The sequence below is a fragment of the Roseobacter cerasinus genome (assembly GCF_009811755.1).
GTDB lineage: Bacteria > Pseudomonadota > Alphaproteobacteria > Rhodobacterales > Rhodobacteraceae > Roseobacter > Roseobacter cerasinus.
The window spans coordinates 430,117-441,397 of record NZ_BLIV01000004.1 but is presented as its reverse complement, the minus strand read 5'-3'; the positions used below and the strand labels follow the sequence as shown (position 1 = coordinate 441,397).

12 protein-coding genes are annotated in these 11,281 nt (G+C 61.1%); 6 read left to right on the top strand and 6 right to left on the bottom strand.

Going from position 1 to position 11,281, the window contains the following annotated elements; genetic code table 11:
* Positions 1-138: 138 nt before the first annotated feature.
* Genes So717_RS13035 through So717_RS13020 form a run of 4 tightly spaced genes read right to left on the bottom strand, consistent with a single transcriptional unit; the run spans position 139 to position 4,469 of the window.
* Positions 139-1,110 carry a 2-hydroxyacid dehydrogenase gene (locus So717_RS13035; protein WP_159977926.1) on the bottom strand — a complete coding sequence of 324 codons (972 nt, stop codon included), beginning with the start codon at positions 1,108-1,110 and terminating at the stop codon, positions 139-141.
* Positions 1,110-1,997 (bottom strand): succinate--CoA ligase subunit alpha, encoded by an 888-nt coding sequence (sucD, locus tag So717_RS13030; RefSeq protein WP_159977924.1) that lies wholly within the window; start codon positions 1,995-1,997, stop codon positions 1,110-1,112. The genes So717_RS13035 and sucD overlap by 1 nt, the downstream gene beginning before the upstream one ends.
* A complete protein-coding gene (locus tag So717_RS13025) occupies positions 1,994-3,193 on the bottom strand; it encodes a malate--CoA ligase subunit beta (RefSeq protein WP_159977922.1) in 1,200 nt (399 codons plus the stop codon). Before So717_RS13025 ends, sucD begins: the two co-directional genes overlap by 4 nt.
* 28 nt (positions 3,194-3,221) lie before the next feature.
* Positions 3,222-4,469 carry an aminotransferase class V-fold PLP-dependent enzyme gene (locus tag So717_RS13020; protein ID WP_174239046.1) on the bottom strand — a complete coding sequence of 416 codons (1,248 nt, stop codon included), beginning with the start codon at positions 4,467-4,469 and terminating at the stop codon, positions 3,222-3,224.
* A 208-nt stretch (positions 4,470-4,677) separates the two neighbouring features.
* On the opposite strand from So717_RS13020, the gene So717_RS13015 reads away from it, so the two are divergent.
* Positions 4,678-5,343, top strand: coding sequence for a response regulator transcription factor (locus So717_RS13015; RefSeq protein ID WP_238840898.1), 666 nt, complete (start codon positions 4,678-4,680; stop codon positions 5,341-5,343).
* Positions 5,344-5,420: 77 nt separating this feature from the next.
* Entirely contained in the window at positions 5,421-6,398 is a 978-nt protein-coding gene (locus So717_RS13010; protein WP_159977920.1) for an HpcH/HpaI aldolase/citrate lyase family protein, read from the top strand.
* Between the two features lie 13 nt (positions 6,399-6,411).
* Here the strand turns inward: So717_RS13010 and So717_RS13005 are convergent, their stop codons facing one another.
* Positions 6,412-7,191: a universal stress protein gene (locus So717_RS13005; RefSeq protein WP_159977918.1), complete on the bottom strand. Its 780-nt coding sequence runs from the start codon at positions 7,189-7,191 to the stop codon at positions 6,412-6,414.
* Between the two features lie 327 nt (positions 7,192-7,518).
* Here So717_RS13005 and zrgA point away from each other — a divergent pair, with 327 nt between their 5' ends.
* From zrgA to So717_RS12985, 4 genes are read left to right on the top strand one after another with little or no spacing between them, the layout of a single operon-like run.
* Positions 7,519-8,154, top strand: coding sequence for a zinc uptake protein ZrgA (gene zrgA / locus So717_RS13000; RefSeq protein ID WP_159977916.1), 636 nt, complete (start codon positions 7,519-7,521; stop codon positions 8,152-8,154).
* A gap of 2 nt (positions 8,155-8,156) precedes the next feature.
* Positions 8,157-8,858, top strand: coding sequence for an ABC transporter ATP-binding protein (locus So717_RS12995; RefSeq protein WP_159977914.1), 702 nt, complete (start codon positions 8,157-8,159; stop codon positions 8,856-8,858).
* The gene (locus So717_RS12990; RefSeq protein ID WP_159977912.1) at positions 8,855-10,105 is read left to right on the top strand and encodes an ABC transporter permease; all 1,251 of its coding nucleotides are present in this window, start codon (positions 8,855-8,857) and stop codon (positions 10,103-10,105) included. The genes So717_RS12995 and So717_RS12990 overlap by 4 nt, the downstream gene beginning before the upstream one ends.
* Positions 10,102-10,608 carry a DUF3299 domain-containing protein gene (locus So717_RS12985; RefSeq protein ID WP_238840897.1) on the top strand — a complete coding sequence of 169 codons (507 nt, stop codon included), beginning with the start codon at positions 10,102-10,104 and terminating at the stop codon, positions 10,606-10,608. The genes So717_RS12990 and So717_RS12985 overlap by 4 nt, the downstream gene beginning before the upstream one ends.
* A gap of 104 nt (positions 10,609-10,712) precedes the next feature.
* On the opposite strand, the gene So717_RS12980 is transcribed toward So717_RS12985, so the two are convergent.
* Positions 10,713-11,243 (bottom strand): VPLPA-CTERM sorting domain-containing protein, encoded by a 531-nt coding sequence (locus tag So717_RS12980; RefSeq protein WP_159977908.1) that lies wholly within the window; start codon positions 11,241-11,243, stop codon positions 10,713-10,715.
* Positions 11,244-11,281 lie beyond the last annotated feature (38 nt).

Below are 11,281 nucleotides of genomic sequence, written 5' to 3'. Positions count from 1 at the left end.
AGGCGATCAGCTCGATCTCGTCACGCTGACGGCCAAGCTCCCGGGTCACAGCATCGAAGATCTCAGGATCACTCTCAGACAAAGACTGTGTAAAAAAACCAGGGGCACGGTGCGGGGCGTTCATGGGAGTGTCTCCTGTCAGGCCACGCGGTCGCGTGGCGTCTTGCCTTGAAAGAAATCGTTGAGGTTGTCGAGCACGCGCAGGCCCATGGCCTGCCGGGCTTCGCGCGTCGCACTGCCCATGTGGGGCAGCATCACAAGGTTATCGCATTGGGCCAGCATCGGGTGCACGGCAGGTTCGCGTTCGAACACATCAAGAGCGGCACCGCCAATCAGATCGAACATCAGTGCTTGCGCCAAAGCATGCTCATCCACGACCTCGCCACGTGCTGTGTTGATCAGATAGGCGTCGGGCTTCATCAGGTCGAGTTGCCGCGCACCGATCATCTTTGCGTTCTGCGCGCCACCCGGACAATGCAGCGAAATAAAATCACACTGCGGCAACAGCGCGTCCAGCGTTGGGACTTGTGTCGCACCAAACTGGCGTAGCACATCCGACGGCACGGGGGAGCGGCTGTAGACCACAATCTGCATGCCAAATCCGAAATGCGCACGCCGCGCCATCTCCTGCCCGATCCGACCGAAACCGACGATGCCCAGTGTCTTACCGGACACCTTGGTGCCAAGCAGATGCGTCGGGCGCCAGCCTAGCCACTGCCCGGCGCGCATCTCGCGCTCACCTTCGCTGGCACGACGCGCCACCATCAGTAGGAGAGTCATTGCCAGATCCGCCGTGCATTCCGACAGCACATCGGGCGTGTTGGTCACCGCGATCCCGCAGCTTTTAGCCACGTCGACATCGATGTGCCGATAGCCGACGCCATAGTTGGCGAGGATCTTGGTCTGCGGGCGCTCAACCTCGAGCGCCTCCGGCCCGATCTGATCGGTCACGGTGGGCAGCACCGCATCATAGCGCTGGATCGCTTCGCGGAAATCGCCTGCGCTCAGAGGCCGGTCGCTGCGATTGAAAGCGACATCATAGTCAGCGGCGAGCTTCTGTTCGACAGCAGCGGGCCAACGACGGGTGACAAGAACGCTAGGCTTGGCCATCACGCTGCCTCCATCACTTTTTCGATTGTTGCACCAATAGAAGATGGGCTCTCGGCTACGGTCACACCCGCGGCGGAGAGGATTTCCACCTTCTCGGACGCACTTTCGCCAAAGGCCGAAATGATCGCCCCCGCGTGACCCATGGTGCGTCCCTTGGGGGCTGTCAGACCCGCGACATAGGCCACAACGGGCTTGGTCACGTGATCGCGGATATATTCCGCCGCTTCCGCTTCCTGTGGCCCGCCGATCTCGCCGATCATCGCGATGACCTCCGTTTCCTCATCCAGCTCGAACCGCGCGAGGATGTCCCGGAAGGAAGAGCCGTTGATCGGGTCACCGCCAATACCCACGGAGGTGGAGACACCGATTCCACGCTCTTTGAGTTGGCTGGCTGCCTCATAGCCCAGCGTGCCTGAGCGGCCCACAATCCCCACAGATCCTTTGAGATAGATATGCCCCGGCATGATGCCCAGCATCGCCTTGCCCGGACTGATTGTGCCTGCGCAATTTGGCCCGGTCAGCACCATGCGACGACCCTTGGGGTAGCGGTACATATAGCGTTTCACGCGGATCATATCCTGTGCAGGAATGCCGTCGGTGATGCAGACACAATATCGAATGCCCGCATCCGCCGCTTCCATGATGCTGTCTGCGGCGAATGGCGGCGGCACAAAGACCAGCGAAGCATCGGCACCGGTTTCGGCCACGGCCTCTTCAACCGTGTCAAAGACCGGTACACCTTCAACGGTCTCGCCGCCCTTGCCCGGCACCACACCGCCGACAACGCGCGTGCCGTAGGCGAGCATGTCCTTAGTGTGGAACCGGGCCATCTTGCCGGTGATGCCCTGCACCAGAACGCGGGTGTTTTCGTCCAACAGAATGCTCATGACATCGCCCTTATCTTGATCCCCTGCGACAGTTCGTTTTTCCACGCCCCAACCGTGCGCTCTGCCGCCTCGCTCAGTGTTGTGGCGCGGATGATCGGAAGCCCGGAGCGCGCAAGGATCTTCTGACCCTCTTCCACATTTGTGCCCGCAAGCCGGACAATCACGGGCATGTTCACCTCGACCTCCCGCAACGCCTGGACGACGCCTTCGGCCACCCAGTCACAGCGGTTGATCCCGGCGAAGATGTTCACAAGAATCGCCTCGACCTTCTGATCAGACAGCACCAGACGGAAGGCCTTGGCCACACGCTCCGGCGTGGCCCCACCGCCGATATCAAGAAAGTTGGCGGGCTCTCCGCCTGCCAGCTTGATGGTATCCATCGTGGCCATGGCGAGCCCGGCGCCGTTCACGATGCAGCCAATGTTGCCATCCAAGCCCACGTAGTTGAGACCACGATCCGCGGCACGGGCTTCGCGCGGGTCCTCCTGGCTCTTATCACGCAGTTCACTGATCTGCGGATGCCGGAAGAGCGCATTGTCATCGAAGGTCATCTTCGCATCAAGGGCCACAATGCGACCATCTTCGGTGACCACCAGCGGATTGATCTCAACCATCGTGGCGTCAAGTTCGGTGAAGGCGCGGTAACACCCCTGGAGCGTGCGCACCATCTGCTGGGTCTGCGCGGGGTCGATCCCCAGTTTGAAGGCAATCTGGCGACATTGGAATTCGCGCAACCCGACGGCAGGCTCGACAGTGGCGCGGACGATGCTGTCGGGCTTATCTGCCGAGATGTCCTCAATCTCCATCCCACCTTCGGCGGAGGCCACGATCATCACCCGCTGCGTGGTTCGATCCAGCACCAGACCGAGATAAATCTCACGGCTGATCGGCATCGCGGCTTCCACATAGACGCGGTAGACTCCCTTCCCTTCAGGGCCCGTCTGATGGGTGACAAGCTTCATGCCAAACATCGCCTCGGATGCATCCAGAATGGCAACGTCACTGTCACAGACCTTGACGCCACCTGCCTTGCCACGCCCGCCTGCGTGCACCTGCGCCTTGACGACCCAACGGTCGCCGCCCAGCTCACGCGCGCGATAAGCCGCCTGCTCAGGGCTGTAGGCGAGCGCACCGTCCGGCACGGTCACGCCGAAACCGGCCAGCACCTCCTTGGCCTGATATTCATGAATGTCCATGTGCTTGTCCTCCCCAGGATCGACAGGATTATTCGGCGGCCACGGCCCGGCCATAATGACTTTGCAAAGCGGCATCGACGGCGTTTTGATCAAAGCTGCCGCCCAGTTCGCGAATTGCAGCGCCAAAGCGGCTGACGATATCGGTGATGGCACGTTCGTTGAGCAGGTTCAGAATGCCGATGCGCACCTGTACTGGCTCCGACAGGGTTGGCCAGATGCCAAAGTTCTGTGCACGGCAGTGCTGCACCAGTTCCATTTCGCGCCCCGCCAGAGCCCCCGGCAGGTTCAGCACGACAAGCGACGGCATGTCCGAGGTGACCTCGCAGCCCATCGCCTCAACCGCCGAGCGGAGCGCCGCTTCGTGGAAGCTGTAGTCAGCAGCGCGCTGCGCGATGGTCTGCTGCAGGCAGATCCGCAAGGCTTCGTGGAAGGCGGAGACCGCATAGGCTGAGTGCGTGCGGTGGTACGTGCCGCGCTCGACATCGGCGCCGTCAATGATGCCCCAGTGCCGGGCTTCCAGTATCGGGTGGTGACAGAAGGTCCGCGTGCCGGTGGCCTTCAACGTCTCAATATAGCGGTCGGTGAAAGACACGGGCGCGTAGGTCAGTGGCAAGCAGCAGATGCCTTTCTGCGGGCAGGAGGCCCAGCCGTGCACACCGGGATAGTCATCAATCCGGAAGTCGCCAACACCCAGGCTGGAGACCGCATCCACCAGACCCATCACATCGTGGCGCACGCAGGCCGCGCTGAAGCCTTCGATGTCGTTCACACGGCCCGAACCGGTCTCCCAATGCGCCATGGCCGCCCACTTGGGCTTGTGCTCGCTGAGCGCCGCCTCGACGATTTCCGCTGTCACACTCTGGCCGTGCGGGATGTCGATGATCGTCACGCTCGCCGCTTGCGGATCGAGCGCGTTTTCTGCCAGCTCTTCCGCTGTGGCCGCCTTCATCCGCACAGTAAGGCCATCGATGCCCGAGAAAGTACCGTTCACGAACACAACTACCTTGTCGCCCGGCATCACGGCCGAGAACATCATGTCTAGCCCGCTCCACCCCGTCCCGGCCACGCCAAAGGTGTGCAAGTTCGTGGTACCCATGACCTCGCGCAGCATCTGCTTGCACTCCACCATCCCGCGCAGCACGTCCGGATGCATGTGATCCGCCAAACCAGCCCCGGCATAGCGTGCCAGCACCCGCACGTCCGTGTTGCCCGGTCCGGGACCGGCGGCGATGGTCGTGGGGATGTCGAGTTGCGGTAAAGAGATCACGTTGGTCATTCATCTTCTCCAGTCGGGTTGGTGTATAGAAAATTGTCTCAAAGACCTCGCATTTGGTTAGATAATGTCGCGGGAGAGATGAAAACGCTCGATAGGTGTACAAATGGGTATCTAATAGGATAGGAAAAAACCTACCCAAACGTTATATTATGCCGTGGTATACAATAAAACGCCCACCTGAATGGGTGGTTTTTTGAGAATATAGATTATGAATCAAAATGTTAACCAAACTGGCGTTCCAATCGGGATTATGCTCGCCGATGGCAATCCGCTGGTTTTGACCGCGCTGTCCGAGATCATCGAGCGGGATCCGCGATTCTCTCTTATCGCCACCGCTTCTACCGCCGAAGGGTTCCTGGGCACCGTGATGCGGGTGCCCGTTCAGGTCGGCGTGATCGACTGGAACCTGCCCGTCTTGGGCGGCGCAAAGCTGATCGAGGTGCTGCGTGATCAAGCCACGGCCCCGCGCATCGTGGTCTATGCTGACGACACAGGCGATCTACCGCGGCTATCGATGACTGCGGGTGCTGCGGCCTTCGCTGCGCGCTCAAGCGACCCTGAAACGCTGTTGGAAACCTGTGTGGATGTGGCCGCCGGCAAGATGGTGTTCCCCTTTCTCGACGTGCGCGACCTGAACAGCGACCCGATCCACACGCTGTCGCGCAAGGAACGCGCGATGCTGACGGCGCTCTCCAAAGGTCTGACCAACCGCGAGCTGTCGACCGAGCTGGGCATCACCGTGAACACAGTGAAATTCCACCTCTCGAACCTCTATGACAAGCTGAGCGTCAGGAACCGCGCGCAGGCGATTGCGTTCTACTACTCGTCGCGGTTGGCACTCGAAGGGGAGCGGGCCGACGGTATACCGAAATAGACCCAAATTCCGCTTGACATATTCCTGCGCCCGAAGCCTTTTTCACGCAATATTGTGACTCTCAGAAAGGCTACGTCATGTCGTTCCACCCCGTTGAGCAGGCGCCCGGGCGCCTGAACCGTTCCGAGCTTGCCGTGCCGGGAAGCCAGCCGCAAATGTTTGAAAAAGCGGCGCAATCTGATGTCGATGTGATCTTCCTTGATCTGGAGGACGCGGTGGCGCCCGATGAAAAGGAACAGGCCCGCAAGAACATCATCAAGGGTCTGAACGAGATCGACTGGGGCAGCAAATCCATGTCCGTGCGCATCAACGGGCTGGACACGCATTACATGTACCGTGATGTGGTGGATGTGGTCGAACAGGCGGGCGAACGGCTTGATCTGATCATGATCCCCAAGGTCGGCACAGCGGCGGATGTCTACGCGGTCGATATGATGGTGACGCAAATCGAAGACGCCAAGGGCTACAGCAAGCGCATCGGCTTTGAGCACATCATCGAGACCGCCTTGGGCATGCAAAACATCACCGAGATCGCCGCGGCCTCCAAGCGCAATGAGAGCCTGCATTTCGGTGTCGCCGACTATGCCGCCTCGACCCGGGCGCGCACGACCATCATCGGCGGTGTGAACAAGGACTACTCCGTGCTTACGGACCCAGATGCCGATGGCAACCGCGCGACCCACTGGGGTGACATGTGGCACTACGCGCTGGCGCGGATGGTTGTCGCGGCGCGGGCCAACGGGCTGCGCCCGATCGACGGGCCGTTTGGTGACTTTCAGGATGCAGACGGTTACAAGGCCGCCGCGTATCGCGCGGCGGTACTTGGATGCGAAGGCAAATGGGCCATTCACCCAAGCCAGATCGCTCTGGCCAATGAGGTGATGAGCCCGTCCGAGGCCGAGATCACAAAAGCCAAGCGGATTCTCGATGCGATGGCCGAGGCCGAAGCGGCCGGCAAAGGGGCCGTCAGCCTCGACGGCCGCTTGATCGACTATGCCTCGATCCGTCAGGCCGAGGTTCTGGTGGAGAAAGCAAAGCAGATCTCGGGCGGCTGAGACCCCTTTTAGCCTACCGTGCGAGCAACAGGTCGCACGGTGGGTTTCGGATCAGCGCGGACGAAAAACCACCCAGAATATACCGGCCTGCGTTGGAGCGTGTGTGCGCTCCAATCACCACGAGATCGTAGTCTTCTTTCGCCATGACGTCTTGCAGCGCCTCGCCCGGTCGAGCCTCAACATAAATCGGCTCAGGCAGATCATCCGGCAGCGCATGCATGGCCTGCCAGGTGGCATAATCCCGCTCCGCCTCTTTCCGGAAGGACACCTCATGCGCGTGAAAGACTGCAACCTCGGCTTTTGGGGCGATCTCATTGATCCGGTGCAGACCTGCCGCGCAGACGGCTGACAGGTCGACGCCCGCCAGTACACGCGCATAAGATGCCTCCGCCTCGCGCGCGACAAGCAGCACCGGCACATGGCTGGCGCGGACCAGATGCTCCATCGTTGTCTCTTTGATATGATCGAGGAAGATACGCCGGCGATGAAGACCCACGACCAGAAGCTCCGCCTCGACACTGCGCAGCAGGTCGTTGATCTCTGCAATGGCATCGCCAATGGGAACGACGATATCATACGCCACCGTGTGCCCATCAACTGCTGCCGTGACCTCCCGCGTCAGAAGTGTGCGCGCTTCTTGCTGGACTTGTTCGGCCATACGTTCGGGCATGGCGGCATCCACCACATGTACAACGGTCAGCTTGGCCGCATTGCTCCGTGCCAAATCAACGGCCCGCCGCACGGCGGGGCCCGAGCGCTCTGACAAGTCACTTGCGACGACGATGTTTTTCACGGGTTCGTTCTCCTCCAAAGTCCTGATGTCCTGCGCTGATCTTGATGTGGGGAGGGATCGAGACCGCACAAGACGCAGACTGCTGATTTTCGTCAGTCCGAGGGGTTGCAACCCCGCCTGATGGCTCCCCGCAACGACTGTGCGCCAGCGAACCCCTAAACGCCCGCTCAGCCATCCGCGTATTTTCGCCGGGGAGCATTGCTGAATGTTACTTCATAACGTAACATTTCGGACAATGCCTCTGTCGGATCGGATACGCCGATTTCGACATGCGTCGAGACCCCCGCTCTTGCACCGCCTGAACCAAAACCCAGATAAGGAGACATCATGCACCGCAACCTGCCCATTCTCTTCATGCTTCTCGCCTCACCCGCCCTTGCAGAAAGCACCCGGGGGCTCGACGCCCATGAACATGGTGTCGGCGCCCTCGATATTGCGTTCGAAGACAAGACCGTTGTTCTGGAGTTTCGCGCACCCGGGGCTGATATCGTGGGTTTCGAGCATGACGCCTCGACCGGCGCCGACCGCGCAGCGATCAACGCCGCCGTCGCAACATTAAGCAAACCCTTGGACCTGTTCCTCTTTCCCGCAGACGCCGGATGCAGCGTGACCAAGGCCAGCGCCGAGCTGCACGGCGATCATGACGACCACGATCATGAGGCCCACGCCCATGAGCACAATCATGATCACGGCCATGCCGATAAGCATGACACGCATGCCCAAGATGACCATACCCATGAGGACCACAAAGACCATGCGGAGGCGGCCAGCCACAGCGAATTTCACGCGTCCTACAGCCTGACCTGTGAAACACCCGAGCAGATCTCTTCGATCACCTTCGCCTATTTCGACGTGTTTGAGAACGCGCGGGAGCTTGAGGTCCAGATGGTGTCCTCCGCCGGGGCGCAGGCCTTTGAGGTCACCCGCAGTGACCCGGTCCTCGATCTGCGTGGCATGTTCTGAACGTGACCGACGACGCCCCAGCCCTGTCGCTCCGCGATGTTCGGTTCCGATGGCGGGGGCGTGCGCCTTTTTCGCTTCAGATCCCGGAGGTCATCATCGCACAGGGCGAGAAAGTGCTGCTTCTGGGCGACAGCGGATCAGGCAAGTCAACACTGCTGTCGCTGGTCTGCGGCACGGTTGTGGCCGAAAGCGGTGAAGTCCGGGTCATGGGCACCGACCTGTCCGATCTCTCAAGCGGTCGGCGCGATGGCTTTAGGGCAGAGCATGTGGGCGTGATCTTTCAACAATTCAACTTGCTGCCCTTTGCCTCGGTCCTCGACAATATTCTGCTGCCGCTGCGCTTTGCCCCAAACCGCCGGACGCGCGCCGGAGCAACCCGGGAGACCGCCACCGACCTCTGCCGCGCGCTCAGCCTGCCGTCAGCCATTGTGGCGGCCCGCGCCGCAGAGCTGAGCGTGGGTCAGCAGCAGCGGGTTGCGGTGGCCCGCGCGCTGATCGGTCGGCCTCCGCTGCTCATCGCGGACGAGCCAACCTCGGCCCTGGATGCAGGAAGCCAGACCGCCTTCCTCGATCTGCTGTTCGAACAGGTAGAGGCTCACGCCATGACCCTGCTGATGGTCAGTCATGACGCCCGCCTGTCGAGCCGCTTTGACCGGGTCTTGCATATGGACGAGATCGCGACGGTCGAAAGGCAGGCCGCGTGATCCTCAGGCTGGCCCTTGGCTCACTCGTCGCGCGGGTCGTGACCGTTGGCATGACGGTCCTCGCCATCGCCATGTCAGTTGCGCTGTTTCTGGGGGTGGAAAAAGTCCGCACCGGTGCGAAGGATAGCTTTGCCGATACAATCTCGGGCACCGATTTGATTGTGGGTGCGCGGTCCGGTTCGGTTCAGTTGTTGCTTTACTCGGTCTTTCGCATCGGCAACGCGACGAACAACGTCACGTGGCAAAGCTATGAGGAGATCGCCGCCCGCCCCGAGGTGGACTGGATCGTGCCGATATCGCTGGGTGACAGCCACCGCCAGTTTCGGGTCATGGGCACCACCGCCGCATTCTTTGACCGCTACAAATACCGCGACCGGCGCAGCCTTGCCATGCAGGACGGGGTGGTGATGGATGATCTGTTCGACGCGGTGATCGGCTCTGACGTGGCCGCGACTCTGGGGTACAGTGTCGGGGATCCCATCGTCGTGGCCCACGGCATTGCCTCTTTTGTGGAGCATAAGGACCAGCCCTTCCGCATCGCCGGTGTGCTGGAAAAGACCGGCACGCCAGTGGACCGGACAGTCATCGTCAGCATGGAGGCCATCGAGGCCATCCACGTCGACTGGCGCAATGGCGCGCGCACGCCCGGTGAACCCACGCCGGTAGAGCGGATCCGACAGATGGACCTCACGCCAAAGGCGGTGACGGCGGCGCTCGTCGGTGTGAAGAGCCCGCTGCAGACCTTTGCGCTGCAACGGGCCATCAACGACTACGGGCAGGAGCCGTTACTGGCGGTGCTGCCGGGCGTTGCCCTCCAGGAGCTTTGGAGCATTGTCGGGGTTGCGGAAACGGCACTGTTGGCAGTCTCGGCCATGGTGGTGATCACAGCATTGATCGGCCTGATGGCAACGATCTTCTCAAGCCTGAATGAGCGACGACGGGAAATGGCCATCCTGCGGGCCATGGGTGCACGGCCGCGGACGATTCTGAGCCTGTTGGTCTGCGAGGCGGTGCTGACCGCCACCGCCGGGGCCGCGCTTGGACTGGCGCTGCTTTATGGCGGTCTGATCATCGCGCAGCCCATGGTCGACAGCGCCTTTGGCCTCTGGCTGCCGATCGAGGCACCTTCGACACGCGACATCGGCATGCTGGCCAGCGTTGTGGCTGCTGGCGCAATTGTGAGCTTGCTACCCGCCATACGGGCCTATCGCCTGTCGCTCGCCGATGGTATGATGGTGCGGCAATGATGATCCTGACACGCAGACATATGATCATGAGCGGGCTGGCGGGCCTGGCCCTGACTGGACCGGTGCGCGCAACCGCACCTCGCAACGTGGCCTGGGACGATCTGATCCCGCCAGGGGTTCCTTACGGGGAAATCATCGGCGAAGGTGAGATCGATGTGGTCAACGACACCTGGAACCCGATCTACGACGAGAACGCCACAAAGCTGAACGAAGCACTGGACGGTGCCTATGTGCGCATGCCCGGCTACATCATTCCGATGGAGCTTGGATCGAACGGTGTTTCGGAATTCATGCTTGTGCCCTATGTCGGCGCCTGCATTCACGTGCCGCCGCCACCGCCCAATCAGCTGATCTTCGTGACCTCCAAGACGCCGTGGCTTGGCGGCAACCTTTGGGATGCGGTCTGGGTCACGGGTACGCTGCGCACCGAGATGCAGAGCACCGAACTGGCGGACACCGGTTATACGGTCGCTGCAGATGTCATGGAACTCTACGAGTGGTGACGCCAAGCGGGTGACCGCTCTTTGAGCGTCTTACTCTTTGCTGATGAAACGCAAAAAAGGCGCGGCTCCATGGCCACGCCTTTCATTTGTAATCTGCCTGCGGTTCAGGCGCGATTGCGTCTCCGCAGGAGTGCGATGCCGGCAAGACCTGTGAGCAAGAGCGGCAGGCCCGCGGGCAGCGGGATCACGTCCACCGCCTCACGATCTACCTCAAAGAGGGTCAGCGTGCCTATGATAGGCGGTAACGTACCCGTCGGAGCGTCAAAGATGAACTCCGCCAGCACCAGCTCTCCGGTTGGGACCACCGTGTCAGGGTCCACCACATCGAAGAGCACTTCGAGAAACCCCGGTCCTTCGGCCATGGTGATCTGCGTGCCCGCAATCTCCGTGTTCGAGGCTGGATCCGCGTAAAACAGCGAAAACGGCGTGCCCGCGAGCAAGAGTGTCTTTGGCGGCAGCGGCAGCTGTGGCGGCACGATGATCGATGGCCCAATCGGCACAAATTGCGCCCCCGCAAAGCTATCGATCTGGGCGCCCAGTGTCAGCGTCGGATCGTTGTCCGTGATCGTGGCCGCAGAGGCCATGCCGCCAAGGCTGATGGCCGCCGCTGCGATGAGTTGCTTGAAAAAATGCATACCTTCTATCCCCTTAGTCCCTGTCCGTCACGGCGCGC

Excerpts from the sequence above, each read along its gene's own strand:
- So717_RS13010 (WP_159977920.1), top strand. The coding sequence starts at position 5,421 with ATGTCGTTCCACCCCGTTGAGCAGGCGCCCGGGCGCCTGAACCGTTCC.
- sucD (WP_159977924.1), bottom strand. The coding sequence starts at position 1,997 with ATGAGCATTCTGTTGGACGAAAACACCCGCGTTCTGGTGCAGGGCATC.
- So717_RS13035 (WP_159977926.1), bottom strand. The coding sequence starts at position 1,110 with ATGGCCAAGCCTAGCGTTCTTGTCACCCGTCGTTGGCCCGCTGCTGTC.
- So717_RS13020 (WP_174239046.1), bottom strand. The coding sequence starts at position 4,469 with ATGACCAACGTGATCTCTTTACCGCAACTCGACATCCCCACGACCATC.
- So717_RS12980 (WP_159977908.1), bottom strand. The coding sequence starts at position 11,243 with ATGCATTTTTTCAAGCAACTCATCGCAGCGGCGGCCATCAGCCTTGGC.
- zrgA (WP_159977916.1), top strand. The coding sequence starts at position 7,519 with ATGCACCGCAACCTGCCCATTCTCTTCATGCTTCTCGCCTCACCCGCC.
- So717_RS13015 (WP_238840898.1), top strand. The coding sequence starts at position 4,678 with ATGAATCAAAATGTTAACCAAACTGGCGTTCCAATCGGGATTATGCTC.
- So717_RS13025 (WP_159977922.1), bottom strand. The coding sequence starts at position 3,193 with ATGGACATTCATGAATATCAGGCCAAGGAGGTGCTGGCCGGTTTCGGC.
- So717_RS12985 (WP_238840897.1), top strand. The coding sequence starts at position 10,102 with ATGATGATCCTGACACGCAGACATATGATCATGAGCGGGCTGGCGGGC.